We start from the raw sequence: 26989 nt of genomic DNA on the forward strand, positions 1-26989 counted from the left end.
CTCCAGCGCGAAAGCGTCGATCTACGCGTTAAATCGCAGATCGAGCGCTCTAGCACGCCTAATTGAGGTTTTCGACGAACAGCGCATCCACCCTCTGGAAGCCACGTGGCAGTTTGTTACCACGGCGCCCACGCTCACCTTTGTAGTGTTCGAGGTCGTCCGCCTTGAGCGACAAGGTACGTTTTCCGGCCTGCAGCACCAGTGTGGCGCCATCCGGCAGTACCGCGATGTCCGTGACATATTCTTCGCGACTGGCGACTCGCTCACCGGGAATACCGATGATCTTGTTGCCTTTGCCCTTACCTAATTGTGGCAGATCGCTGATCTTGAAGATCAGCAGGCGACCTTCGGTGGTCACCGAGGCCAGCCAGTTATGCTCACGATCAGCCACGGGCCTTGGCAGAATCACCTTGGCGTTGTTTGGCAGGCTCAACAGTGCCTTGCCCGCCTTGTTCTTGGCCTGCAGGTCTTCGCCCTTGACCACAAATCCATATCCGGCGTCCGAGGCGATCACGTACAGCGCATCGTCCTCAGGCATCATCACGCATTCGAAGGTGGCGCCTGGCGGCGGCGTCAGGCGGCCGGTCAGGGGTTCGCCCTGGCCACGGGCCGACGGCAAGGTGTGCGCCGCGACCGAGTAGCTGCGACCAGTGGAGTCGATAAAGACCGCAAACTGGTTGGAGCGCCCGGCGGCCAGGGCCTTGAAGCCATCCCCGGCTTTGTACGACAGCCCGGTGGCATCGATTTCGTGGCCCTTGGCCGAGCGTATCCAGCCTTTTTCCGACAGCACCACCGTGACTTTCTCGTTCGGCAGCAGATCGTGCTCGGTCAGGGCCTTGGCTTCAGCGCGCTCGACAATTGGCGAACGACGATCGTCGCCATAGGTTTCGGCGTCCTTGATCAGCTCGGTACGCACCAGTTTCTTCAGCTTGGCTTCGCTGCTCAACAGGGCTTGCAGCTTGGCTTGTTCTTTGAGCAGCTCATCCTGCTCGCTGCGCAGCTTCATCTCTTCCAGTCGCGCCAATTGACGCAGGCGGGTGTCGAGGATGTAGTCGGCCTGGATCTCGCTCAGAGCAAAGCGCTCGATCAGCGCGGCTTTCGGATGCTCCTCGGTGCGGATGATGTGAATCACTTCATCCAGGTTGAGGTAGGCAATCAACAAGCCGTCCAACAGGTGCAAGCGACGCTCAACCTTGTCGAGGCGGAATTGCAGGCGGCGCCGCACGGTCTGCACGCGGAATTCCAGCCACTCCACGAGCAACGCCCGCAGGTTCTTCAGCTGCGGCTTGCCGTCCAGGCCGATGATGTTGATGTTGACGCGGTAGCTCGACTCCAGCTCGGTGCTGGCGAACAAGTGCTGCATCAACCCATCGTGGTCAAAATTCTTCCGCGCACCCGGGATAATCACAATGCGGCACGGGTTCTCGTGGTCGGATTCGTCGCGCAGGTCAGCGATCTGCGGGGCCTTGGACGGCTTGGCCTGCATCATCGCGGCGATCTGCTCCAGCACTTTGGCACCGGAGACTTGATGGGGCAGTGCGGTGACGATGATATCGCCGTCTTCGATGTGATAAACCGCACGCATGCGCACGGAGCCGCGACCGGTCTCGTAGATTTTCAGCAGGTCAGCCCGCGGCGTGATGATCTCCGCTTCGGTCGGGTAATCCGGGCCCTGGATGTGTTCACACAGCTGTTCGACCGTGGCTTTGGGTTCATCCAGCAGGCGCACGCAGGCGGTGGCCACTTCACGCAGGTTGTGCGGCGGCACGTCGGTGGCCATGCCCACGGCGATGCCGGTGGTGCCGTTAAGGAGAATATTCGGCAAACGTGCAGGCAACACCAGGGGTTCGTCGAGAGTTCCGTCGAAGTTCGGCCCCCAGTCGGCTGTGCCCTGGCCCAGTTCGCTGAGCAGCACCTCGGAATAACGCGACAGCCGCGCCTCGGTGTAACGCATGGCGGCGAACGACTTGGGATCGTCCGGCGCACCCCAGTTGCCCTGGCCGTCGACCAGCGTGTAGCGATAGCTGAACGGCTGGGCCATCAGTACCATCGCTTCGTAGCAGGCAGAGTCACCGTGGGGGTGGAACTTACCGAGCACGTCACCGACGGTTCGCGCCGATTTCTTGTGCTTGGAATCGGCGTCCAGCCCCAACTCGCTCATCGCGTAGATGATGCGCCGCTGCACCGGCTTCAAGCCGTCGCCGATATGCGGCAAGGCGCGGTCCATGATCACGTACATGGAGTAGTTGAGGTAGGCACTTTCGGTGAAGTCAGCCAGCGATCGGCGTTCTACGCCGTCTAAGCTGTCTGCAAGGATGTCGCTCATGCGGGCCTCATCGGTTCGTTGTCTGGCGCAGCAGCATGGTGCCACCGCGCTGAGTAAATTCAAGTTTGTTCAGTGCGCTCATACCGAGCAGCACCTGATTGCCTTCCAGCCCGGGGGCGACCAGCGCGCGAACGTCACGCAGCACGATGTCGCCGACCTGCAGCCGGTCGATACGGGTTCGATAACCCTTGCTCAAACCGTTGGCGGTGCTCAGGGTCACCCCGAAGCCCTCTTCCAGTTTCAGCCGCTTGGCCATTTCCGCCGGGACCGAAACATCGGTCGCCCCGGTGTCGAGCATGAAATCCACCGGCTGGCCGTTGATCTGGCCGCTGGCGACGAAGTGGCCCTGGCGATTGCTGGCCAGCTTCACCTCGATAAAGCCCTCGCCCTGCTCGGAGTCGACCACGACATTGGGATTTTGCTGTCGCGCTTCCCATTCGCCGAAAAACTTCGTTGCCAAAAACAACGCAGCGCACCAGGCCAGCACCATCAGCACCCGACCTGCACGCTTTCCCGGCGTTTGTTGACTCATGATTTACCGCTCCAGCCGCCTTCGGGCGCGGCGAAGCGCCAGATGAACGGGCGAACCTCACCATCGACGCGGGCGCCGGTGTTGTTGTCGACGCCGATCCAGGCGCCTGTGGCGTCTACGACCAGTGCTTCTTCCAGCCCATAGTCCTGTGGATAACGACGGCCATCCTGCAACAACTCAGCCGCATACGACCAGCAACGCTCGACCTTGGCCGTCGATGCGTCGCGGCGACAGATTTCGTAGGCATTACGTTCCAGGGTGAACAGTTTGCCGTCGAACAGCGACAGGTCGGCGAAGTCCCGAGACACTGGCCTCGAGAGGTGAAACTGTGCCGGCTGCGGTCGCTGGCCGCCCTCGCTGAGCAAAACACAGCTGTCATCACAGTCCCATTGAGTCGATCCACGCTTGATCAGCAGCAGGCCACGTCGATCACGTTCGGCGGCCAACCATATCCGGTCGCCTTGCGGGCTGACCGCCAAGCCTTCAAACAGTGCATTGAAGCGCAGCAGCATGCCAGCGGCTCGCGACTCCCGCACTAGCCTGGGTGAGATCTGCAACCAGGACGCGGGCCCGGTTGCTGGCACTTTCAACACCGCTGCATGGGACTCGCTGACGATGTAACGATTGCCAGCGCTGTCGCAGGTGATGCCTTCAAAATCCAGGTCGCCGCCGCGCACGAACGACGCCGCCCAGCTGCGCGAACTCAAGCTCCAGGGCAAACCGCTGGCCGGAACCACGGGCACGTCGATGCGCACGGCTTCGGCCTGCCAGGTGTCCTGGCGGGTATCGAGGCGGTAGATCTGGTCATCGTCGCGATCGGACACCGTCCACAGCTCGTTGCCACACTGCGCCAGACCCGACAGGTTGCCGCCATGCATGCCGTCCACGGCATGCCCGGAAACCAGGCGCAACTCCGGGAGCGGATCGGCCAGGGCCGCCGTGCTCAGGAGTAACGCACACGCCAGGGCAAAGCCAACCCGCATCAGCCAAGAACCTCGGCCAGGTTGCCTTTGGATTCCAGCCAGGACTTGCGATCACCGGCGCGCTTCTTCGCCAGCAGCATGTCCATCATTTCTGCAGTAGCTTCGTAGTCTTCCAGCGTCAATTGCACCAGGCGCCGGGTGTTCGGGTCCATGGTGGTCTCGCGCAGCTGCGGCGGGTTCATTTCACCCAGGCCTTTGAATCGGGTGACCTGTGGCTTGCCGCGTTTTTTCTCGGCCACCAGGCGATCAAGAATGCCGTCACGCTCGGCTTCGTCCAGGGCGTAGAAGATTTCCTTGCCGAGGTCGATACGGTACAGCGGCGGCATCGCGACGTAGACGTGACCGGCATCGACCAATGGGCGGAAGTGCTGGACGAACAAGGCGCACAGCAGGGTCGCAATGTGCAGGCCATCGGAGTCGGCGTCGGCGAGGATGCAGATCTTGCCGTAACGCAGCTGGCTCATGTCCGCAGCGCCCGGATCAACTCCGATCGCCACGGCGATGTTGTGCACTTCCTGGCTCGCCAGGACTTCGCTGCCGTCGACTTCCCAGGTATTGAGGATCTTCCCGCGCAACGGCAGGATCGCCTGGAACTCCTTGTCTCGCGCCTGCTTGGCCGAACCGCCGGCGGAATCACCTTCCACCAGGAACAGTTCGGAGCGCATCGGGTCCTGCCCGGCGCAGTCGGCGAGTTTGCCGGGCAGTGCCGGGCCTTGGGTGATGCGCTTGCGCTCGACCTTCTTGCTGGCCTTGAGACGGCGGCCGGCGTTGTTGATGGCGAGCTCGGCCAGCAGCATGCCGGTTTCCGGGTGGGCGTTCAGCCACAGGCTGAACGCGTCCTTGACGACTCCGGAGACGAACGCCGCGGCTTCGCGCGACGACAGGCGTTCCTTGGTCTGGCCGGAGAACTGCGGCTCCTGCATCTTCATCGACAAGACGAAGGCGATGCGCTCCCAGACGTCTTCCGGCGCCAGCTTCACTCCGCGCGGCAGCAAGCTGCGGAACTCGCAGAATTCACGCATGGCGTCGAGCAGGCCCTGGCGCAGTCCGTTGACGTGGGTACCGCCCTGGGCTGTCGGGATCAGGTTGACGTAACTTTCCTGCACGCTGTCGCCGCCTTCGGGCAACCACAGCAGCGCCCAATCGACCGCTTCCTTGTTACCGGCCAGGCTGCCGCAGAACGGCTCGTCTGGCAGGCGTTCGAACTCGGTGACCGCATCGACCAGATAGGAACGCAGGCCGTCCTCGTAATGCCATTCGACTTTCTCGCCGGAGGCCTTGTCTTCAAAGCTGACCAGCAGCCCCGGGCACAATACGGCCTTGGCCTTGAGCACGTGCTTGAGGCGGCTGATGGAGAATTTCGGTGAATCGAAGTACTTCGGGTCCGGCGCGAAGAACACGCTGGTACCGGTATTGCGCTTGCCGACGGTACCGACCACTTCCAGCTCGGTTTTTTTGTAACCGTCGGCGAAAGTCATCTGGTATTCGCTGCCGTCACGCTTGACGCGTACCCGGACTTCGGTCGACAGGGCGTTGACCACGGAAATACCCACCCCGTGCAAACCGCCGGAGAACTGATAGTTCTTGTTGGAGAACTTGCCGCCCGCATGCAGCTTGGTGAGGATCAGCTCGACACCGGAAACACCCTCTTCCGGGTGAATATCCACCGGCATGCCGCGTCCGTCATCGCTGACTTCAAGGGAGTGATCGGCGTGGAGGATGACCTGCACCGAGGTCGCGTGCCCGGCCAAGGCTTCGTCGACGCTGTTGTCGATGACTTCCTGGGCGAGGTGGTTCGGCCGGCTGGTGTCGGTGTACATGCCAGGGCGTTTGCGCACCGGGTCGAGGCCCGAGAGGACTTCGATGGCGTCTGCGTTATAAGAGCTAGCGCCGGGAGTGGCCATGGGATCTCGTCGTCCTTTGAAAAAAGTGTTCGGTAGAAAAAGGGCCGGTCACAGTGCTGTGAAATCAATCATTTGATACAAATCTGCGCCGATACCGGCAAAACTCAACATGGCCGGCAGCTGCGTGGCAAAGCCCTGAAAACTGTGGTCGCCGCCGGCCTGGATGCGCAAGGCACAGGCCCGGTAGTACTGCTGGGCGAGGCGGTAGTCCAGGGTTTCATCACCGGTCTGCAGCCACACCTGATAGCGCTGGGGGTCTAGCGGTGCCGGCACTTCCAGCTCGGCCAGGGCCGTCACATGATCGTGGGTCAGCTCCCAGGTTTCATCGGTGTACAGGTTGGTCTGCGTCCCCAGGTGCCCGTCGAACATGCGGTGCGGGCTGACGGCGGGGTTGATCAGCAGGGCCTTGAGGCCATAGCGCTCCGCCAGGTGAGTCGCATAGTAGCCGCCGAGTGAGCTGCCGACCAGCAGTGGCCGCCCGAGCTCGGCAATCGACTGCTCAAGCTGACCGATGGCTTCACGCGGATGATGATGCAGGGCCGGCACGCGCAGCTGATCGCTCAACCCCAGGCGTTCCATCACTTTCATCAGCTGAGTGGCCTTTTTCGAGGAAGGCGCGCTGTTGAAACCATGAATGTAGAGGATCGAGCCGGACATTGGAGCTCCCTGTGCGTCGGGTAAAGAAGGCGGAGTTTACAGGGTGCCAGGGGGTGTTGGGCCAGCATCAATAGCCGTCAGAGTGGTAATCAACCTGGAACTCGAATCCTGTTACTCGCTCGACGCCTGTCTCAATCTGCCCGTCGGGCATCAACCGCAACCACCGATACCCTGGGGCCTGCTCCCCCACCGCGAAATCATCGCTCCCCGGTTCAAACTGAATGCAGGTCGAAGGCGAAGCCATCAAGCGCACCCCATTGCGCTCGCGGTCAATCTCCTGATGTACATGCCCCCAAAGCACCGCGCGCACTTGCGCAAAGCGGTCCAGCACGGCAAACAGCGCATCTGGATTGCGCAAACCTATCGGCTCCATCCAGGCACAGCCGATCGACACCGGATGGTGGTGGAAACACACCAGATGATGGCGTTCCGGCGCTTCGCTCAACGAGCGGGCGAGCAACTGCAGTTGTTCATCCTGCAAATACCCCGGCACCGAGCCCGGCACCGCCGAATCCAGGAGCGTCACGCGCCAGTTGCCGATATCCACCACCGGCTCCAGCAAGGCGCTCTGCACCGCCGCCTCGGCCATGACCTGCGGCTCATCGTGGTTACCGGGAATCCAGCGCGCCGGCGCATCGAGTTGGCGGGTCAGGTCGCGAAACAACTGATAAGACTCCAGCGATCCGTCCTGGGACAGGTCACCGCTGGCAATCACCAGGTCGATCTGCGGCTGCTGCAGGCGCACCAGTTCGAGGACCTTCATCAGGCTGTGCCGGGTATTCATCCCCAGCAACGTGCGATCCGCCTCGGCGAACAGGTGGCTGTCGGAGAGTTGCACCAGCAACGCCGGGTCGGCGGCGGTCAATTTGGATACGCTCGGCAAGGCGTTCTCCCAAGGCGAAATCACGGGGATGGACAAGTGCCGCAATTATGCTGGGGGACGAGCGAAAGAGGAAAGCCGCTAACTGAACGCAGTTCACAACTAGCGAACGACTTCGTACTCATGTCCCAACGCCAGACAATGGCTCAACCACTCCCCCAGGAACATGTTCAGCTGGGCTTTTTCATCGGGTTGATGCATTGAGGCGTTCGGATAAGGATAGATGCCGCGAAAGCGTCGTGCATGTTCGGCACTGACCACTTCGGCCATGCAGGCATCGTGATACACCTGAACTTCCAGCTGCGGCACCGGCAGCCACGGCAGGCTGTGTTCCTGGCGCACTTGCAGGGTCGTGGTGTACGGGCACACCTGCAGCACTTCGAGCGCCAGTACGCCGAGCATCTGGTCACCGTGGGTCACGGCAATGCGCCGCGCCGCCGGCTCGCTGCGCATGTCCGGCAACAGTCGCATCAGGCGCGCATAGTTGGCCTCACAGGAAGCTTGCAGCCCCGCAAGGTCGACTCGATAGCGATCGCGCAACTTGTTTACGACCATAACCCCCTCACTTCAGCGCGGTTCAAAGCGAGCCATTGCAAGGCAATGATGCTGGCCGCGTTGGCAATTCGTCCGTCGCGTACGGCTTGCAGGGCATCTTCGAACGCCCAGACCGTAACGCGGATATCTTCTGCTTCTTCCTCCAGCCCATGCAGGCCGCCGGCCCCGGTTGTTTGGCAACGCCCCAGGTACAAATGCACGAACTCATTGCTGCCGCCCGGCGATGGAAAATATTTGGTCATCGGCCAGAGCGCCCCGAACACAAGCCCAGCTTCCTCCTGCGCTTCGCGGTGAGCAACTTCTTCCGGCAGTTCATCCTTGTCGATCAGACCAGCGACCAGTTCGATCAGCCACGGGTTGTCGGTCTTGCCCAAGGCGCCGACACGAAACTGCTCGATCAGCACCACTTCGTCGCGCTGCGGATCGTAAGGCAGCACGCAGACAGCATCATGGCGAACAAACAGTTCTCGATTGATTTCGCGACTCATGCCCCCGGCGAACAATTCGTGGCGCAAGTGCACACGTTCGAGCTTGTAGAAGCCCTCGTAGCACTTTTCGCGCCGAACGATCTCAACGGCGGTCGGAATGGCGTTGGCAAAATCAGTCATGACAATCCTCGAGTCTGCACCGAGGCTCCAGCCTCGACTTCGCGCCATCCTAACGCGCCCGCCACGTTTGATGCAGCCCCTTTCCAGCCAGCGGGATAGACGGTGAGGGCGAAACCAACTCTAATTAGCTTAGTGGCGAACTGATTACCGCGCTGGCAGTCGAAGCGGGTAACTTTCGCCTTTCCCTGTTTCATGAAGGACGCCCATGTCGCTTTTCAAAATCGCCTCCGTGGCCGCAATCGCGTTGACCCTGGCCGCTTGCCAGAGTCTGTTCCAGCCCAATTACCGGACTCCGCTGGAAACCACCCGTGACGCCTCCGAGCAACTGAAGCCAGGCTGCACGACGGCCGATTGCCCGCTGGTCAATATCGACACCCTGCGCTTCCCTGCCGAGCCGGCGCTCGACGGCATCATTGAAAAGCGCTTGCTGCAAATGACCCGCACCTCGCCTGACGCCCCGGTGGCGCCGACGCTTGCAGCCTATCGCGATGAGTTTTTGCGCACCGCCGGCCCGCGCTACAGCAGTTACTTGCAGGCCAAGGTACGGGAGCAGCATGACGGCTTGGTGATCATCGAATTTTCCAGCTACCTGGACACTGGCGGCGCGCATGGCACGCCGGGGCGCAGCTTCATCAACTATTCGCGCCAGCAACACAAGGTGCTGACGTTGTCGGACATGCTGCTGCCAGGCCAGGAAGACGCCTTCTGGAAAACCGCCCAAGTGGCTCACAACAGCTGGTTGATCAGCACCAAGCTCGATCAGGAAGCTGAGTTCGTGAAGAGCTGGCCGTTCCAGAAGACCCAGAACGTGGCACTGACCTACGGCGGGGTGATCCTCAAGTACGAAACCAGCACCATCGCGCCGTACGCGCTGGGCCATGTCGAACTGAAGATCCCCTACCCGCGCCTGAACGGCATTCTCAGACCCGAGCTGTTTCCCGGCCGTAACTGAAAGCCCGACCCAGCACCAGCTGCAGCAACCCTGCCAGAATCAACGACGGCAGGGTTGCGCCGATGTCCGGGTACAGATTCGCCAGCAAGTGATAAGTGCTCACCCCGCCCAACCAGGCGAGCAACGCCGGCCAGCGCAATGCGGCTGACGCAACATGGGCGCTGCGCTTGCGCAGGATGAAGTGATCCACCAGCACCACGCCGAACAGCGGCGCAAACACCGAGCCGATCAGCAGCAGGAAATTCTGGTACTGGGCCAAAGGCGCCAGCAAGGCGATCAGCGTGCAAACCACACCGATAGCCAACGCCAGGTGTTCGACTTTCAGGCGCACCAGCACCCCGCTGGAGACTGCCGCCGAATGAATGTCGGCAAAGGCGTTTTCTGATTCGTCCAGCAGGATCAGCAGCAGCGGAATCCCCAGGCCAGCACCGGCCAGGGCCAACAGCAGGGCATTGACTTCACCACTCGGGGCGAATGCCAGGGTGTAAGCCACGCCAAGGCTCATCAGCCAGAAGTTACCGATAAAAAAGCCCAGGGCGGTCCCACCGAACACATTTTTTGCGCGCTTGCCGAATCGCGAGTAGTCGGCGATCAGCGGCAGCCAGGACAATGGCATCGCAATAGCGATGTCAAAGCCCACGGCGAACGGCATCGAACCGTCACCAGCCTGCGCCCACAACGCCGCCAGGTCGGCTTTGGCGAACAGATTCCAGGTCAGCCAGATACACGCGGCGAGCAGCAGCCAGATGCCCCACTTGCGCAGGATCTGCCGTACGAATGTCAGTGGTCCGCTGACTGCCAACAGAGTGGCCAGGCCACCAAAGAACAAGGTCCATAGCAGTGGACTCGACAGCAGGCTGCCTTCGTTGAAGGCCCGTGCCCCCAACAGACTGGCAGCGTCACGCATGACGATGATTTCGAACGAACCCCAGCCGATCAGTTGCAGCAGGTTCAGCACCGCCGGCAGGCTTGCGCCGCGGATGCCGAGGCTGAGTTTGAGGGCAGCCATCGACGACAGGCCGGTGTCACTGCCGATCACGCCGACGGCCGCCAGCAGCAGCACGCCGACCAGGGTGCCGAGGAAGATCGCCAGCAGTGAACCGGACAAGCCTAGGCCAGGCGCGAGCAAAGCGCCGGTCTGCAAGACCATCAGGCCGATGCCGAGGGAGAACCACAGGGAAAACAGATCGCGACCACCGAACACTCGCTTTTCAGCGGGCACCGCGATGTCGGGAGAATAAGTGCTGGGTTGAATGCTCAAGGGTGTTATCTCAGAGGGATAAGTGTGTCATTGAGATCTTGGCTGTCCGCACTGGCGCCTTCGCGAGCAAGCCCGCTCCCACAGGTGAACGCATTCCAATGTGGGAGCGGGCTTGCTCGCGAAGACGGCAGCACAGCCACCGTCAATCACAGGTCAGATCAAACCTTTTTGTACAGTTGACTACCTTCCTGCTTGAACCGCTCGGCCTGTTCCGCCAAGCCCTTGGCTATGTCGATATCGACCGGTTCGTTGCGCTGCTTCGCGGCGTATTCGCGCACATCGTGGGTGACTTTCATCGAGCAGAATTTCGGTCCGCACATGGAGCAGAAATGCGCGACCTTGGCCGAATCCTTCGGTAGGGTTTCATCGTGATATGCACGAGCGGTATCCGGATCAAGGCCCAGGTTGAACTGGTCTTCCCAACGAAACTCGAACCGCGCCTTGCTCAAGGCATTGTCGCGAATCTGCGCACCCGGATGCCCCTTCGCCAGATCGGCGGCATGCGCGGCGATCTTGTAAGTGATGATCCCGGTCTTCACGTCATCTTTGTTTGGTAGGCCCAAGTGTTCCTTGGGCGTTACGTAGCAAAGCATCGCGCAGCCAAACCAGCCGATCATCGCCGCCCCGATACCGGAGGTGATGTGGTCGTAGCCCGGCGCGATATCGGTGGTCAGCGGGCCGAGGGTGTAGAACGGCGCCTCGTCGCAGCACTCCAGCTGCTTGTCCATGTTTTCCTTGATCAACTGCATCGGCACGTGACCCGGGCCTTCGATCATGCACTGCACGTCGTGCTTCCAGGAGATTTTGGTCAGCTCGCCGAGCGTTTCCAGCTCGCCAAATTGCGCCGCGTCGTTGGCGTCGGCAATCGAGCCCGGACGCAGGCCATCGCCCAGCGAGAAGCTAACGTCGTAGGCCTTCATGATTTCGCAGATCTCTTCGAAATGCGTGTAGGCGAAGTTTTCCTTGTGGTGCGCCAGGCACCACTTGGCCATGATCGAACCGCCACGGGAAACGATGCCGGTCACACGATTGGCGGTCAACGGCACGTAGCGCAGCAACACACCGGCGTGGATGGTGAAGTAGTCGACGCCCTGTTCGGCCTGTTCGATCAGCGTGTCGCGGAACAGCTCCCAGGTCAGGTCTTCGGCGACTCCGTCGACTTTTTCCAGCGCCTGGTAGATCGGCACCGTACCGATTGGCACCGGCGAGTTGCGGATGATCCACTCACGGGTTTCGTGAATATGCTTGCCGGTGGACAAGTCCATGATGTTGTCCGCGCCCCAGCGAATGCCCCAGGTCAGTTTCGCCACTTCTTCTTCAATGGACGAACCCAAGGCGCTGTTGCCGATGTTGCCGTTGATCTTCACCAGGAAGTTACGGCCGATGATCATCGGTTCCAGTTCAGTGTGGTTGATGTTGGCCGGAATGATTGCGCGACCGCGGGCGATCTCGTCACGGACGAATTCGGGAGTGATGATTTTCGGCACGCTGGCGCCAAAACTGTAGCCGGCGTGCTGCTGGTCCAGCAGGCCGGCAGCGCGAGCCACTTCGAGTTTCATGTTTTCGCGGATGGCGACGTATTCCATCTCGGGCGTAATGATGCCCTTGCGCGCGTAGTGCATCTGGGAGACGTTGCCGCCAGCCTTGGCGCGGCGCGGGTTGTTCACGTGAGCGAAACGCAGCTTGGTCAGTTGCGGATCGGCAAGGCGTTCCTTGCCGAAGTTCGAGCTCAAACCCGGCAGGCGCTCGGTGTCGCCACGGGCTTCGATCCACGGCGAACGCACGTCGGCCAAGCCTTTACGCACGTCGATGATGACATTGGGATCGGTGTAGGGGCCCGAGGTGTCGTACACCACCACCGGAGCGTTGATCTCGCCGCCGAATTCGGTCGGGGTCACGTCCAGGCTGATTTCTCGCATCGGCACGAGAATGTCCGGACGAGAGCCCTGGACATAGATTTTTTGCGAGCGGGTAAACGGTTGAACGGACTGTTGATCGACTTGGGCCGAATCACTCAGGTTCGTGGTGTCTTTTAGTTTTATCTTCATCACGGGCTCTCCAGACAGCATCCAGGCAGTGGATTTTTGTCGGAGCGAACCTGTAACGAATGGACGCGACCAATCAGCCATGACAAAGCTGTTGGTGCTGTGCTCAGTGCTCGAGGGCTGTTCGATTGTCGAACAACATCCCGGACGAAGCACAAGAGGACTCGCCGGGTGACGAGAAATCTTGTTCCCTACGCAGGCGTTAACCTGATCAGGTTCAACGGGATCCGAAATTATTCGATCTCAGCCTCATAGCAAGGCACCCCGACAAGAACCCGGCCAGTCTAGACATATCCGGCAAAGAACGCCAACCCCGCAGTAAACACCTTGATGAATGGCGTAATTACAGGATTGTTGCCGAACGTGCGCGCAACTACACTCGCTACGCCGCATCGCGTCTCGACGTTGTGCGTTGACGATCTACAACATCGCGCCGTACCTTGGCGCAAATTATCAGCGTAATTTTTAGGGATGGCCGCATGCTGCGCAAACTTTCACTGGCCCTTGCCGTGTCTTGTGCTTCGAATGGAATGGCCTGGGCAGCGGAAGCGCCCTTATCGACCAGGACTGACCTGGTGAGCGTCTATCAGGAAGCCGTGGACAACAACGCCGACCTGGCCGCTGCTCGCGCCCAGTACGGTGCACAGAAAGAAGTCGTACCCCAGGCCCGGGCCGGGCTGTTGCCGAATCTGTCCGGCGGCGCCCAGGTTGCCAATGTACGTACCGACATCAATCAGCCGTCGGCCGTTACTACCCGCAGCGCCAACTCCTATCAGGCAACACTGGCCCAGCCACTGTTCCGTGCCGATCGCTGGTTCCAGTACCAGGCGGCCAAGGACGTCAATGAACAGGCCGCGCTGCAACTGTCGGCGACTGAACAGAACCTGATCCTGCAGACTGCCGAAAGCTATTTCAATGTGCTGCGCAGCCAGGACACCCTGGCCTCGACCAAGGCCGAGGAAGCGGCATTCAAACGCCAGCTGGACCAGTCCAACGAACGCTTCGATGTCGGCCTGTCGGACAAGACCGACGTGCTGCAATCGCAAGCGAGCTACGACACCGCACGGGCTAACCGCATCGTTGCGCAGCGCCAGGTGGATGACGCGTTTGAAGCGCTGATCACCCTGACCAACCGCCAGTACAACTCGATCCAGGGCATCGTCCATACGCTGCCAATCCTGCCGCCGGCGCCGAATGATGCCAAGTCGTGGGTTGATACCGCTGCTCGGCAGAATCTCAATCTGCTGGCCAGCAATTACGCGGTCAGCGCGGCTGAAGAAACCCTCAAACAGCGCAAGGCCGGCCATGCCCCTACGCTGGATGCGGTGGCGAAATATGAAAAAGGCGATAACGACAACTTTGGTTTCAGCAACCCTAATCTGTTTCCGCAGGCCTACCGTGGCCCTGTCGAGCAACAGACCCTGGCCCTGCAACTGAACATCCCGATCTACAGCGGCGGGCTCACCAGCTCCCAGGTCCGGGAGTCTTATTCGCGCCTGGACCAGACCGAACAACAGCGCGAAGGCCTGCGCCGTCAAGTCGTGGAAAACACCCGTAATCTGCACCGCGCGGTGAATACCGATGTCGAGCAGGTGCAAGCTCGCAAGCAGTCGATCATCTCTAACCAGAGCGCGGTGGAAGCCACGGAAATCGGCTATCAGGTAGGCACGCGCAACATCGTCGACGTACTCGATGCCCAGCGCCAGCTGTACACCTCGGTGCGCAACTACAACAACACCCGGTATGACTACATTCTCGACAACCTGCGCCTGAAACAGGCGGCCGGCACGTTGAACCCGGGCGACCTGGAAGACCTCAAGCGCTACCTCAAGCCTGACTACAACCCGGACAAGGACTTCCTGCCGCCGGATCTGGCGAAGGCTGCGGCTGAGCAGCTGAAAGCCCGACCTGACTCAACGCAATGATGTGATGTGAGGCACGGGAAGCTGCAGGGAGTGCGGGTTTCCGTGCGCAAGGATGCGGGCTTTAATATTTCCCTGTGATCTCATTTTTCACGGCGACGCAAACCCGTAGGAGTCCGGCTTGCCGGCGATGGCGATCTTCAGGACGCCATCGCGGGCAAGCCTTGCTCCCACAGATTCAGATTCAGATTCAGATTCAGGTACAGATTCAGACTCAGCTCGGTTCGCTCGAATAGCTAGCGATCCATTAACCGCCCCAACCCATCCAGCAAGCGCTGCAGCGCGCCCTGATTGGCGCGCATCACGCTCAATCCGGCCTGGGACATCTTCTGTGCATCCCGGGGCAATTCGAATAAGCGTTGCACCGCTACCGCCAACCCTTCGGCATCTTCCACCTCCTGCAGCGCGCCGGCATTGCGCAGTTGCGCGGCTATCTCTAGGAAGTTGAACAGGTGCGGGCCGCTCAGGACCGGCTTGGCCAGTGCTGCCGGCTCCAGCAGGTTGTGCCCGCCGTTCGGTACAAGGCTGCCACCGACGAATGCGGTATCCGCCAGGGCGTAAAGGAACAGCAATTCGCCCATTGTGTCGCCCAGCAGTACTGAAGTACTGGCGCTGACCGTTTCGCCGGTCGAGCGTCGAACCGTGGCGAAGTCCTGCCGGGTGCACAGCTCGAACACCGAATTGAACCGCTCCGGATGGCGGGGTACCAGGATCAGCAGCGCATCGGGATGATTGGCCAGCAGCTGGCGATGGGCAGCCAGCACCACTTCGTCTTCACCTTCGTGGGTACTGGCGGCTATCCACACCGGACGCTCCTGAGCGTGCCATTGCGCGCGCAACTCGGTGGCACGCTGGAGTAGCTGCGGGTCGATCGTCAGGTCGAACTTGATCGAGCCGGTGACTTCGACAGTTTCCGGGCGCGCACCCAAGTCGCGAAAACGCTGGGCCTCGGCCTCGGTCTGCACCGCAAACAGGCTCATCTGGGCGAGCATCGGCTGGGTCAGTTTGCGGAAACGACCGTAGCCCCTGGCCGAGCGTTCGGACAGTCGAGCATTGGCCAGCGCCACGGGAATGCCCCGTTGGGCGCACTGGTGGATATGGTTGGGCCAGAGCTCGGTTTCCATGATCACTGCCAGCTTAGGTCGGACTCGATCCAGGAATCGCTTCGCCGCACAGGGCAGGTCATAGGGGAGATAACAATGTTGAATTCGCGGTTCATCAGCGAACAGTGCCCGGATGCGCTCGGAGCCGGTCGGCGTCATGCAGGTCACGGTGATCGGCAACTGTGGATAACGTTGCAACAGGGCACGGATCATCGGCGCAGCAGCGATGCTCTCGCCAACCGACACCGCGTGCACCCAAATGCCGCCGGGCTGCATCAGCGGCAGGCCATAGGAAAATCGCTCGCCGACACGTTTGGCGTAAGCCGGCGCCTTGCGCGCCCGCAGCCACAGCCGAATCGCTACCAATGGCAGCCCCAGGTAAAACAGCGCGGTGTAGAGAGTTCTATTCATGGCGGCGGAGTTTATCGGCTTTTGTCGCCGATCGCCCGCAAGTGCACGGCAAAACGTTCCGCCAGCCAGCGCGCAGCCGGGCCCAGTGGCTCGTCCCGGCGCCAGACCAACTCCACGACCAGTTCGGGTGGGGTCCATTCGCTCACCAGCTCGACCATCTGACCGTGATAAGCGGGGTACTGCACCACATGCCGCGGCAGCCAGGCCCAACCAAGGCCCCGCACCAACCATTCGGCCATCACGTAGAAACTGTCAGCCCGCCACACCTGCGGGCTGGCGGCTTCACTGCCGGGGTAGACACTGGATTGAGTGGACATCAGTAACTGGCGATGTTGCGCCAACTGCTGGCAGTCGACTTCGGTTTTGCCTGCCAGCGGATGCCCGCTGCCGCACACGGTGACCATTTCGACGCTACCCAGGACCCGACGTTCAAGGGACTCGGGAATCTGGTCGTGATAAAACAACAGCCCCAGGTCGGCCCGGCGTTCCACCAATTTGCGCGCCACATCACCTTGGGCAGCACTGGTCAGCTGCACCTCAAGACTGGGAAATTGCTGCGCCAGTGCCTCGAAGCTATCCACTACCGCCTGATAAGGCATGGCCTCATCCTGGGCCACTCGCAGCCGCGCTTCCTGGCCGCGCATCATTGCCAGTGCGCGGCCATTGAGACGCTCACACTGGCGCAGCACTTCCCTCGCCTCTTCCAGCAAGGCGTCGCCAGCTTCCGTCAGCTTCGGCTGACGCCCGCTACTGCGGTCGAACAGGCTGACCCCAAGGTCTTCTTCCAGCAGCGCGATCGAACTGCTGACTGCCGACTGTGCCTTGCGCTGAACACGCGCAACCGCCGAGAACGAGCGTTGTTCCGCTACGCTCACAAACAAGCGCAGCTGTTCCAGATTCCATTGCATGCTCATTGGTAACCCATCTCCACAACAGATAGGTAATGACTTTACCGCATCTGGAGAGTCTCTAAAATGCACGCTTGATAAAGCAACACATCACTTGAGGATGCACCTATGACCGCTTACTACTACCTGGCCATTGCCATCTGCGCCGAAGTGATCGCAACTGTTTCAATGAAAGCCGTCAAAGGCTTCAGCACGCCTCTGCCGTTGGTGCTGGTGATCGTTGGTTACGGCATCGCCTTCTGGATGTTGACCCTGGTAGTGCGCAGCGTGCCGGTTGGAGTGGCCTATGCAGTGTGGGCCGGCATGGGCATCGTGATGGTCAGCGTCGCCGCGCTGTTTATCTATGGGCAGAAGCTGGATGTGCCGGCGATGCTGGGCATGGCGCTGATTGTGTTGGGGGTGGTGGTTATCCAGCTGTTTTCCAAGACTGCAGGTCACTAGGCGCAGCTGCAAGCTGCAAGCTGCAAGAGGGATAAACTTGGACTCTTGCTTGCAGCTTGAGGCCTGAAGCTTGAAACTTGCAGCTTTGCTTAGACACTGAGGTCGCTGCATGCCATCCGTTATTTCCACCGACGTTTTGATTGTCGGCGCTGGTGTCGCCGGCCTCTGGCTGAACGCGCGCCTGCGCCGCCAGGGTTTTTCGACCGTACTGGTGGAAAGCGCCACTCTCGGTGGCGGGCAGAGTCTGAAGTCCCAGGGCATCATTCACGGCGGCGCCAAGTATGCGCTGCATGGCGCCCTGACCGGCGCCTCGGAGGCGATCGCCGACATGCCGCGACGCTGGCGCGAAGCGCTGGCCGGCACCGGCGAACTGGACCTGAGCGGCGTGCGCCTGCTGTCCGAAGCCCACTACCTCTGGTCCCCGGGCACCCTGGCCGGCAACCTCACCAGTTTCTTCGCCAGCAAAGCTGTGCGCGGCCGAGTCGACCAGGTCAAGGGCGAGCAATTGCCACCGGCTCTGCAGGATAAGCGCTTCAAGGGCAAGGTCTATCGCCTGGCCGAACTGGTAATCGATGTCCCCAGCCTGATCCAGCGCCTCGCCGAACTGGCAGGCGAGGGCCTGCTTGCTGGACACGAGATACAACCATTGCTCGAGGGCGGCTTGCTGGTCGGCCTTAAGGTCGACGGCCGCGATATCCGCGCCCAGCGCATCGTTCTTAGCGCCGGGGCAGGTACCGCAGCGCTGCTCGAAGCGTTGGGGCTCACTCAGCCGGCCATGCAACGCCGACCGCTGCACATGATCATGGCCAAGGGCCCAGGCTTAAAGCCGTTATATGCCCACTGCCTGGGAGGCGGGACCAAGCCGCGCATCACCGTCACCACCCACCCGGCTGCCGATGGCCAGTGGGTCTGGTACCTGGGTGGCGACATTGCCGAGTCCGAAGGCGTAGCCCGCGAGCCCGCCGAGCAGATTGCTACCGCGCAAAAAGAACTCGGCCAGCTTTTGCCATGGATCGACCTGAGTACCGCGCAATGGGCCACTTTGCGCGTGGATCGTGCTGAGCCCTTGCAGTCCGGCCTGACGCGTCCAGACAATGCCTTCCTGGCCGAACAGGGCCGCCTGCTGGTTGGCTGGCCGACTAAACTGGCACTGGCACCAGACTTCGCAGACCGGGTCATCGCCGCTCTCCAACGCGATGGCATCCAGCCGAGCCACAGTGCCGAGTTGCCCGAATTGCCAAAACCACCGATGGGCATTCCTGCCTGGGAGCAACTGCTGCCATGAGCCAACCGACCCTGCACGAACTGCACCGCCCACTGGGCAGCACTGGCCTGATGGTTTCGCCTCTTGGCCTGGGGACCGTGAAACTGGGCCGCGACCAGGGCGTCAAGTACCCGAACGGCTTCCAGATCCCGGGCGATGAAGAAGCCCGGATGCTGCTCAAGCTCGCGCGCGACATGGGCATCAATCTGATCGACACCGCACCGGCCTACGGCCACAGCGAGGAGCGCCTGGGTCCGTTGCTGCGCGACCAGCGCCAGGACTGGGTGATCGTCAGCAAAGTCGGCGAAGAGTTCGCCAATGGCCAGTCCAGCCACGATTTCAGCGCCGCCCACACCCGGCTGTCAGTGGAGCGCAGCCTGAAACGTCTGGAAACTGATTTCATCGACCTGGTGCTGGTGCACTCCGACGGCAATGACTTGGCAATTCTCAATGACAGCGAGGTCTACGCGACCCTGGCCGAGCTTAAGCGCGAGGGCAAGATCCGTGGATTCGGCTTTTCCGGAAAGACCGTCGAAGGTGGTTTGAAGGCTCTGGAGCAAGGCGATTGCGCAATGGTCACCTACAATCTGAACGAATTGAATGAGAAAGCCGTCATTGACTATGCTGCTGCTCACGGCAAAGCCATTCTGGTCAAAAAAGCCCTGGCCAGCGGCCATGTCTGCCTGAGCCCTGGCGTCGATCCGGTACGCGCCAGCTTCGAGTTGTTGTTTGAACATCCCGGCGTTGCCAGTGCTATTGTCGGGACCATCAATCCGCTGCACCTCGCCCACAATGTCGCGACCGTTGCCAAGGTCCTTCGTAGAAACTGACGCCGCCGACGCGGCCTTAAGCAGGAGCCGACATGCCGCGTACGCTCATAAGAAAGAACCCCAGCAACTTCAAGACCCTGCCGTTATTCGTCGAAGCGACTCCCGAAGGCCTGAGCTACCAAAGCGTCGGGATGCCACTCAATTTTTCGCAAACCCTGCAACGTCGCCGGCCAGTTGCCGTGGCTGATGCCGAACGGTTCGCCGTGGAACTGGCCAATCTCGGAGTCTCGGTACGCCTGACCCTGCACTGGCAGAACCGCGACTACTGGGTATTGGTGCGCCAGCGTCGGCAAGATCGCGGCGACGTGGTGCTCAAGCTGATTTCCGGTTACGTGCCTGCCCACGAGCTGAACCTGCCATTGCACACGGCCATTCAGGAAATCGCTGAAGAATGCCTGCTGGAGACGCCGGAAGGCTGGCTTGGCGGGCGTTTCAATGACACCTGGCTGCCCGCGCCCTACTCGTCCGCCCTGCATTATCGGGAAGCCTTGCCGTTTCGCTTGACGCCATTGTCGGGAGCCGCCCGACCGGTGCGCTGCGCCAACATGCAGTTGATCGAGCGTCCGCGCGCTTATGTGCACCTGCCCACTGCCTCGTTGCAGTTGATCTACGACTTGCGCCTCGACGTGCCAAAGGAAGCCAAGTCACTCAGCCTGTTTCATGTCGATGAAAGGCTGGAAGGTGACCAACTGGTGGCGCGCCTGGATCGCAAGCGCCCCGACCTCTATCTGATGCCCTTGCAGGACGGCCTGCCAATGGCTGAGCTCTACACCTTGAAGAAAGATCATCTGTACGCGGCGAGCACTCGCGGGTTGTACCTGGCAGAGAGTTTTGCCCTGCAGGAAGGTTGGCTGGTGCGCGACGAGCGGATCAAGTGGAAGGATTGGGTGAAGCAACAAGGATTGAGCCCGCCGGGGAAGGACTCGGGTTTGGCGCGGTTGCGGGGCAAGGCCAAGCAATTACTGAAGAGGATCGTGCCTCGCAAGAAAGTCAGTTCCTGAAATCAAAAAATCGCAGCACCGACAGCCCGTAGGAGCTGCCGAAGGCTGCGATCTTTTGACAGGCTTACGACTTGCGGATCTTTTCCACAATCGCAGTAGTCGAGCTGTTTTCCACCAATCCCAGCACCTTCACCGTGCCGCCGTAGGCTGCCACGATGTCTGCACCCACCACCTGCTCGATTCCGTAATCACCGCCTTTGACCAGCACGTCGGGCTTGACCTCGCGCAGCAGGTTTTCCGGGGTCCCTTCCGAGAAGCTGATAACCCAGTCCACAGCACCCAGGCCTGCCAGGACGGCCATGCGCCGGTCGACACTGTTGATCGGCCGTCCAGGGCCTTTCAGACGACTCACCGATGCATCGTCGTTTACCGCGACGATCAGGCGATCGCCTTGGGCCCGAGCCTGCTCCAGGTAAGTCACGTGGCCGGCATGCAATATGTCAAAGCAGCCGTTGGTGAACACAATCTTCTCTTTGTGCGCACGGGCATCGTCAACCGCCAGCAGCAGTTGCTCCAGCCCCAGCACACCACGCTCGGAGCCTTCTTCGCGCTGGATGGCGCGGCGCAGCTCCGGTGCGCTGATGGCGGCAGTACCCAGCTTGCCGACCACGATACCCGCAGCCAGGTTGGCCAAGGCAACTGCATGAGGTAGTTCTTCACCAGCGGCAATCGCGGCTGCCAGGGTGGAAATCACCGTATCACCGGCGCCCGTGACGTCGAACACCTCGCGCGCCCGCGCTGGCAGGTGCAGCGCTGGATGATCCGGGCGCAACAAGGTCATGCCATGCTCGCCGCGAGTCACCAGCAAGGCGCCGAGGTCGAGATCCTGCATCAGGCTCGCGCCCTTGGTCACCAGCTCGTGCTCATCGTGGCATTTGCCGACGATGGTTTCGAATTCACTGAGGTTGGGCGTGATCAGGCTGGCACCACGATAGATGGAGAAATCCTTGCCCTTGGGATCGGCCAACACCGGAATACCACGGGCGCGGGCAGCCTGGATCAGCACCTGATGGTTCTTCAGCGCGCCTTTGCCGTAGTCGGACAACACCAGCACCTTGATACCTTCAAGGAGCTCGTCGACTTGCTCGCCCAATGCCAGTGCATCGGTAGCGAAGGGCTCTTCGAAGTCGATACGCAGCAATTGCTGGTGACGACTCATCACCCGCAACTTGACGATGGTCGGCTGGTGCGCAATGCGTTGGAACAATGCCCGCACGCCAGCGCCCTGGAGACTGTTGGCCAGGCTGTCGGCAGCTTCATCGTCGCCGGTGACACCCACCAGGGAGGCTGGCGCACCAAGCGCGGCAATGTTCAACGCAACGTTGGCGGCACCGCCTGGGCGGTCCTCGATTTGCTCGACCTTGACGACTGGTACCGGCGCCTCCGGGGAGATCCGTGAGGTACCACCATGCCAGTAACGGTCGAGCATGACATCGCCGACCACCAAGACAGGGGCTTGATCGAATCGCGGCATGGACAACTTCATGGAGCAACCCACATACAAAATGAACAGGGGCGCGATATTAACACAGGGTTGCCGTGGGCTTGCGCCACGGCTGCAACCGAATGAGTCATCGTTATTCGCCCCCGGCCTGGATCAGGCGATATTTTCCGTCGGTGCGTCGAGCCCCATGGCATGCAGGCGCGAGTAGTAGCCATTTTGTGCAAGGAGCTGCGCATGGGTGCCACGCTCGACGATTTCACCATGGTCCATGACCAGAATGAGGTCAGCCTTCTCGATGGTCGACAAGCGGTGAGCGATCACCAGCGTGGTACGGCCCTTCATGACCTGATCCAGTGCCGCCTGGATATGGCGCTCGGATTCGGTATCCAGTGCCGAAGTCGCCTCGTCCAGGATCAGCAACGGAGCGTTCTTCAACAGAGCCCGCGCGATTGCCAGGCGCTGACGCTGACCACCGGACAACAGCACCCCGTTCTCGCCGACCTGGGTATCCAGGCCTTCTGGCATCTGCGAAATGAAGTCCATCGCATACGCATCGGTGGCCGCCTTCTCGATATCGGCACGCGGGGCGCCGGCCAGGTCACCGTAGGCGATATTGTTGGCGATGGTGTCGTTGAACAGGGTCACATGCTGGGTGACCTGTGCCACGTGTCGACGCAGGTTGCGCAGGCGGTAGTCTTCAATCTCGACATCATCGAGCAGAATCTCGCCGGTCTCGTGATGGTAGAAACGAGGGATCAGACTCGCCAGGGTCGACTTGCCACTACCGGAGCGACCTACCAGGGCAATCATCTGCCCCGGCGCGGCGGTGAAGCTGATGTTTTTCAACACTTCACGATCGGTATCCGGGTAGGTGAAGCTCAAGTTGCGCACTTCCAGGTAACCGCTGACGCGATCACGTTCGACAGTGCCGCTATCGACCTCTGGCTCGACGTCCAGCTGTTCGAAGATGCTTTCGGCACCGGCCACGCCTTTCTGGATGGTCGAGCTGACTTCCGACAACTGACGGATCGGCTTGGGCAGCAGGCCCGCCGCCGTAATGTAGGCCACCAAGTCGCCCGCCGTAGCATCGCCCCGCAGGAACAGCACCAGGAACATCAACACGGCCATGGCGGTATAGATCACCAACTGCAACATCGGCGTGTAGACCGCGCCGGTTTTGGTCATGCGCAGCTGCTTGTCGGTGTTGCCCTGGCTGGCTTCGGCAAACCGACGCTCTTCATAGCTCTCGCCACCGAAGCTGCGGACCACGCGATAACCCTGGATGGTTTCGGAGGCGACGTGAGTCACGTCGCCCATTGCCACCTGGATCTTCTTGCTTTGTTTACGGAATTTCTTGCTGGTGTTGCCCACCATGAAGGCAATCACCGGCAGGATCGCCAGCATCACGATCGTCAACTGCCAGTTCATCCACAACAGATAGGCGAACAGGAACACCACGGTCAGGCCTTCACGGATCACCACCTTGATGGCGTCAGTGGCCGCACCCGTGACCATGGTCACGTTGAAGGTGATGCGCGAAATCAGATGTCCCGAGTTGTGGGTATCGAAGTAGCGGTTGGGCAATACCAGCAACTTGTTGAACAGCTCGACGCGCAGGTCATGCACCAGCCCCAGCGACACCTTCGCCAGGTAGTAGTTACCCAGGAACGAGCCCAAACCCTGCCATGCGGCGATCAGGATGATCAGCAGCGGCACGGCCATCAGCAGTTGCAGGTCCTTCAGGTAGGGAACATTGGGAAAGAGCACCGCTTCGGGGTTGCTCAGGCCGTCGACGAAATATTTGAGAATCCCCGCCAGCATTGGCTGGGTGGAAGCAAAGATCACGAAGCCCACGATACTCAGCAGGAAAAGGCCAACGTAGGGTTTTACATACCCCAACAGCCGAAGATAGATTTTCAGGCTGGAGTCCTGTCCCGCTTTGGGCGGTGCGTCACTCATCGTAGAGCTCACTTGTTAGGAAGAACGCGAAATTTTATCACAGGCATCGGAGTTGGCCCGCGCCCATACCAAAACACTGGCCAATCCGATCGGTAGCCAGCTGATGAACCACTCGGCCCTGGGTGTTCCGGTCAGGCTGGCCGCATCGAATTGCATGGCCAGGGTAGAAAACAGCCAGATGCCGATGATGCCCTGGCCATACAGCGAGCCCCTGGCTTTCCAGGCCTCACGCAGCACGCCGAACCAGACCGCACACCACAGCAGCAGGCCAGGCAATCCCAGCTCGATGGCCACGTGGCTGAACAGATTGTGAGCATGGTCAAAATACATGCCCGCTGCGAATACTTTGTAGTCGCCACCCAATCCGAGGCCGCGCCATGGATGGTCGGCGATCATATTGAGGCTCGCGACCAGGATTTCCGGGCGAAAGGACGCGCCGCGGGCCAGCACCATGGATTCTAAAAACCAGAAAGCCAGCGCCGCCGAGACCAGCGAGGTGATCGCGATGACGCAGCTACGCCGGTCCCGGCACCAGATCGGCATGGCAACCAGGGTGAAGAATAGGGCCAATGCCGCACCACGGCTTTGGCTCATCACCACAAACGCACCGAGCAAACCCAGCGCTATCGTCCAGATGACTTGCATCCAGCGCTCGCGGGGAACCCAAAGCAACAGCCACACGGCCGCGACTCCGATGACGTAGCCGCCGAGAATCGGGTGGGACAGTTCACCCAGGCCTTCAAGGCGTGCCCACCAGGCATTGTTATTGAGACCGTAGAATTTGATCGTAGCCACCAGCGCAGTCAACGCCAGGCCGAAACCACCCCACTGCATGAGGCGAATCACGCGCTCGGGCCGACCATTGGCCAACACTGGAAAAAACAGCAGGAACACCACTATGTACAACAGGCGCTTGGCCTCACGTGCGGGCTCTTCGACGTTCGTCCATGACAGGCTGATCAACGACCATACGAGCAAACCCAGCAGGGGCAGGTAGATCCAGCGCTGTTCGTAGAGCAGTTCTTTGAGTCGAGCTCGAGCAGGCCAGGCGAACACCAGGGCCGGGAGCCAGAGCAGAGCGACCAGGCCCTGTTGATAGGCCTTGTTGGTAGGCGCTACGGCAATGGCCAGTAAAAACCAGATCAGCCCTGCGGACATCCATAGTTGCGCCCAGCGTGTTTCCTGCATCGATTTGCTCCTTGGATAGTTCACCCTGCCTCACCCGGCATGGTTAAAACTGAAACTTTTCGGCATCATTGCCCGCCACGGTGCCCCGCAATTCCGACAAGGCTTTCTACGATGCAATGTTCCCGACTTCCGCAAGACGCTTTAAATCAGATGATTGAAGGCGCCCGAGTATTGGAGGCTGACAGCTACGGTCCGAAAGTCTACCTGTTGCAGGACGGGAATATCCTCAAACTGTTCAGGCGCAAGCGACTATTTTCGTCCGCAATGTTTCGCCCGTACTCGAAACGGTTCATCGACAATGTCCTGGAACTGCAAAAACGCGGCGTGCCTACCCTTCAGGTACTGCAGTTCTACCGCCTGCAAGCCCCAGGCATGACCGCGGTTCTATATGAGCCATTGCCGGGAGAGACCCTGCGCCAGATCGCGGCAAAAGAAGGCTTCGACTGGCAGCAGAACCTGCCCGCGCTGGCGGAATTGATACGCAGCCTGCACAAGTCGGGGATTTATTTTCGCTCGTTGCACCTGGGCAACATCGTGGTGACGCCAGATAACCGGATGGGTTTGATCGATGTCGCAGACATGCGCTTTGTGCGTGGTCCGCTGCCCAAGCATCTGATCAAGCGCAATTTGCAGCACTTCGCGCGCTATATTGCACGCGAGAACCTGAACGGCAGCTTTCCAATGCAAGCGTTGGAACAGGCCGTCATGCCGTCATGACAACAATTTGCGCACGGCCTGACTGAAGTCCAGCCAGGCCTGGTCTGGCGCCAGCTTGCGGTACTGGCCCGCTGCGATGGTTGCTGCAGAATCGTTGAATGCAGCCAGGATAGCCGCGCTCCAGGCGTTGACGTCGGCTGCGGCGGCGTACACGCCCCGGTCATCCAGTTGTTCGCGAAACACCGGCAATTCGCTGGACATCACCGGTACGCCCGCCATCACGGCCTCTTGCATAATCAGCCCGAGGCCTTCGCTCAACGACGGGATCGCGATCCAGTCGAAAGCTCGGTACAGCTGCGCGGCGTCGTTCAAATGCCCCGGCAACAAGACATTAGAGCCCAGGCCCAGGCTGTCAATGCGCGCCTGTAGTGCGGCCCGATTCGAGCCCTCGCCGATAATTACCAGGCGCAGATCGGCGCGCTGCTTCAGGGCCAACGCGAAGGCGTCTAGCAGGCATGCGAATCCTTTCTTGTCTTCAAGTCGACCGACCGCACCCAGTACCGGCGTCTGGTCCAGCGGCAACCCCAGTCGAGCACGGGCATCCTCTCGCGAGAGCACCTCGGCGCGAAAGGCGACGGGGTCGAATGCGCTGCGCAGCGTTAGCACCGGCAGCTGCAGGTCCTGGCCGAGCTTGGTCGCCAGCGTGCCTGACACCGCGACCAACGTCAGTTGGGCAGGCGAGAAATGCTGGAACAGCGCCCTGTCTTCGGGACGAAGTCGAGTGGACCCATGAAATATGACGATGGCACGCACATGCGGCAGTTTCTTCAGCAGCGGCAACAAAGTGCGCGCGACGCCCAAGCCGTCGAGCAACAGCAGGTCCGCTTGGCTTTCCACCAGTGCCTTTTGAAAGCCGGCCTGCATCCACGGCTTGGTCAGCCGCCAGAAATGTCGGCCTTTCAATTGAGCGGAGGACAGGTTCCACTCCCTGGCGCCAGCCACATTCACGCCGCAATCGGATGCACCGCCCTGTAACAACCAGGTCTTGACCGGTGATGTGCTATCGACCTGGGACAGAATCTGCTGGTGCACTTTGTGAATCGACGCAAACGGAGCACCGCCGGACCACATCACATTGAGAATGCTCATAGCGACACA

General features: G+C 60.6%; 23 protein-coding genes and 1 riboswitch. Of the genes, 7 read left to right on the forward strand and 16 right to left on the reverse strand.

The annotated features are described in order from the left end of the window. Positions 1-58: 58 nt before the first annotated feature. The 8 genes from parC to ORL50_RS05850 all read right to left on the reverse strand — a co-directional run bounded on the left by parC (position 59) and on the right by ORL50_RS05850 (position 8445). Complete coding sequence (parC, locus tag ORL50_RS05815; RefSeq protein ID WP_266010993.1) at positions 59-2326, reverse strand: DNA topoisomerase IV subunit A; 2268 nt, start codon at positions 2324-2326, stop codon at positions 59-61. Positions 2327-2333: 7 nt separating this feature from the next. Further along, entirely contained in the window at positions 2334-2858 is a 525-nt protein-coding gene (locus ORL50_RS05820; protein ID WP_266010995.1) for a retropepsin-like aspartic protease family protein, read from the reverse strand. Further along, the gene (locus tag ORL50_RS05825) at positions 2855-3841 is read right to left on the reverse strand and encodes an esterase-like activity of phytase family protein (RefSeq protein WP_266010997.1); all 987 of its coding nucleotides are present in this window, start codon (positions 3839-3841) and stop codon (positions 2855-2857) included. The genes ORL50_RS05820 and ORL50_RS05825 overlap by 4 nt, the downstream gene beginning before the upstream one ends. Then, positions 3841-5745, reverse strand: a complete 1905-nt coding sequence (gene parE, locus ORL50_RS05830) for a DNA topoisomerase IV subunit B (protein ID WP_266010999.1) — start codon at positions 5743-5745, stop codon at positions 3841-3843. The genes ORL50_RS05825 and parE overlap by 1 nt, the downstream gene beginning before the upstream one ends. Positions 5746-5793: 48 nt before the next feature. Beyond that, positions 5794-6402, reverse strand: coding sequence for a YqiA/YcfP family alpha/beta fold hydrolase (locus ORL50_RS05835; protein ID WP_266011001.1), 609 nt, complete (start codon positions 6400-6402; stop codon positions 5794-5796). A gap of 67 nt (positions 6403-6469) precedes the next feature. Beyond that, the gene (gene cpdA, locus ORL50_RS05840) at positions 6470-7285 is read right to left on the reverse strand and encodes a 3',5'-cyclic-AMP phosphodiesterase (RefSeq protein WP_266011002.1); all 816 of its coding nucleotides are present in this window, start codon (positions 7283-7285) and stop codon (positions 6470-6472) included. 99 nt (positions 7286-7384) lie between these two features. Next, positions 7385-7837: a DUF1249 domain-containing protein gene (locus ORL50_RS05845; protein WP_045061863.1), complete on the reverse strand. Its 453-nt coding sequence runs from the start codon at positions 7835-7837 to the stop codon at positions 7385-7387. Next, entirely contained in the window at positions 7828-8445 is a 618-nt protein-coding gene (locus tag ORL50_RS05850) for an NUDIX domain-containing protein (protein WP_266011006.1), read from the reverse strand. Before ORL50_RS05850 ends, ORL50_RS05845 begins: the two co-directional genes overlap by 10 nt. Positions 8446-8650: 205 nt before the next feature. On the opposite strand from ORL50_RS05850, the gene ORL50_RS05855 reads away from it, so the two are divergent. Continuing rightward, positions 8651-9397, forward strand: a complete 747-nt coding sequence (locus ORL50_RS05855; RefSeq protein ID WP_266011008.1) for an RsiV family protein — start codon at positions 8651-8653, stop codon at positions 9395-9397. On the opposite strand, the gene cytX is transcribed toward ORL50_RS05855, so the two are convergent. Both cytX and thiC read right to left on the reverse strand, forming a co-directional pair. Continuing rightward, positions 9366-10658: a putative hydroxymethylpyrimidine transporter CytX gene (gene cytX, locus ORL50_RS05860; protein ID WP_266011010.1), complete on the reverse strand. Its 1293-nt coding sequence runs from the start codon at positions 10656-10658 to the stop codon at positions 9366-9368. The genes ORL50_RS05855 and cytX overlap by 32 nt on opposite strands. A gap of 158 nt (positions 10659-10816) precedes the next feature. After that, complete coding sequence (gene thiC / locus ORL50_RS05865; RefSeq protein ID WP_266011012.1) at positions 10817-12706, reverse strand: phosphomethylpyrimidine synthase ThiC; 1890 nt, start codon at positions 12704-12706, stop codon at positions 10817-10819. 168 nt (positions 12707-12874) lie between these two features. After that, positions 12875-12980: riboswitch (TPP riboswitch) on the reverse strand. Positions 12981-13182: 202 nt separating this feature from the next. On the opposite strand from thiC, the gene ORL50_RS05870 reads away from it, so the two are divergent. Continuing rightward, a complete protein-coding gene (locus tag ORL50_RS05870; RefSeq protein ID WP_266011014.1) occupies positions 13183-14628 on the forward strand; it encodes a TolC family outer membrane protein in 1446 nt (481 codons plus the stop codon). A 233-nt stretch (positions 14629-14861) separates the two neighbouring features. On the opposite strand, the gene waaA is transcribed toward ORL50_RS05870, so the two are convergent. Both waaA and ORL50_RS05880 read right to left on the reverse strand, forming a co-directional pair. Next, positions 14862-16139, reverse strand: coding sequence for a lipid IV(A) 3-deoxy-D-manno-octulosonic acid transferase (gene waaA, locus ORL50_RS05875; protein ID WP_266011016.1), 1278 nt, complete (start codon positions 16137-16139; stop codon positions 14862-14864). A gap of 11 nt (positions 16140-16150) precedes the next feature. Next, entirely contained in the window at positions 16151-17053 is a 903-nt protein-coding gene (locus ORL50_RS05880; protein ID WP_266011018.1) for a LysR family transcriptional regulator, read from the reverse strand. Positions 17054-17155: 102 nt separating this feature from the next. Here ORL50_RS05880 and ORL50_RS05885 point away from each other — a divergent pair, with 102 nt between their 5' ends. The 4 genes from ORL50_RS05885 (at position 17156) to ORL50_RS05900 (ending at position 20583) form a co-directional block, all read left to right on the forward strand. Next, positions 17156-17488, forward strand: coding sequence for a DMT family transporter (locus ORL50_RS05885; protein WP_015093202.1), 333 nt, complete (start codon positions 17156-17158; stop codon positions 17486-17488). Positions 17489-17597: 109 nt separating this feature from the next. Beyond that, the gene (locus ORL50_RS05890) at positions 17598-18773 is read left to right on the forward strand and encodes an NAD(P)/FAD-dependent oxidoreductase (protein ID WP_266011024.1); all 1176 of its coding nucleotides are present in this window, start codon (positions 17598-17600) and stop codon (positions 18771-18773) included. Further along, positions 18770-19582, forward strand: coding sequence for an aldo/keto reductase (locus ORL50_RS05895; protein ID WP_266011026.1), 813 nt, complete (start codon positions 18770-18772; stop codon positions 19580-19582). The genes ORL50_RS05890 and ORL50_RS05895 overlap by 4 nt, the downstream gene beginning before the upstream one ends. A gap of 32 nt (positions 19583-19614) precedes the next feature. Continuing rightward, a complete protein-coding gene (locus tag ORL50_RS05900) occupies positions 19615-20583 on the forward strand; it encodes a metal ABC transporter ATPase (RefSeq protein WP_266011028.1) in 969 nt (322 codons plus the stop codon). Between the two features lie 64 nt (positions 20584-20647). On the opposite strand, the gene hldE is transcribed toward ORL50_RS05900, so the two are convergent. The 3 genes from hldE to ORL50_RS05915 form a co-directional block, all read right to left on the reverse strand. Then, the gene (hldE, locus tag ORL50_RS05905) at positions 20648-22069 is read right to left on the reverse strand and encodes a bifunctional D-glycero-beta-D-manno-heptose-7-phosphate kinase/D-glycero-beta-D-manno-heptose 1-phosphate adenylyltransferase HldE (protein ID WP_266011030.1); all 1422 of its coding nucleotides are present in this window, start codon (positions 22067-22069) and stop codon (positions 20648-20650) included. A 111-nt stretch (positions 22070-22180) separates the two neighbouring features. Next, a complete protein-coding gene (gene msbA / locus ORL50_RS05910; protein ID WP_266011032.1) occupies positions 22181-23986 on the reverse strand; it encodes a lipid A export permease/ATP-binding protein MsbA in 1806 nt (601 codons plus the stop codon). A gap of 15 nt (positions 23987-24001) precedes the next feature. Next, positions 24002-25174 carry an O-antigen ligase family protein gene (locus ORL50_RS05915; RefSeq protein WP_266011034.1) on the reverse strand — a complete coding sequence of 391 codons (1173 nt, stop codon included), beginning with the start codon at positions 25172-25174 and terminating at the stop codon, positions 24002-24004. 150 nt (positions 25175-25324) lie between these two features. Here ORL50_RS05915 and ORL50_RS05920 point away from each other — a divergent pair, with 150 nt between their 5' ends. Continuing rightward, positions 25325-25891, forward strand: coding sequence for a lipopolysaccharide kinase InaA family protein (locus ORL50_RS05920; RefSeq protein WP_266011036.1), 567 nt, complete (start codon positions 25325-25327; stop codon positions 25889-25891). Here the strand turns inward: ORL50_RS05920 and ORL50_RS05925 are convergent. Further along, positions 25886-26980, reverse strand: coding sequence for a glycosyltransferase (locus tag ORL50_RS05925; protein ID WP_266011038.1), 1095 nt, complete (start codon positions 26978-26980; stop codon positions 25886-25888). The genes ORL50_RS05920 and ORL50_RS05925 overlap by 6 nt on opposite strands. Positions 26981-26989: the final 9 nt, after the last annotated feature.

The sequence above is a fragment of the Pseudomonas sp. RIT-562 genome (assembly GCF_026241895.1).
Taxonomy (GTDB): domain Bacteria; phylum Pseudomonadota; class Gammaproteobacteria; order Pseudomonadales; family Pseudomonadaceae; genus Aquipseudomonas; species Aquipseudomonas mandelii_F.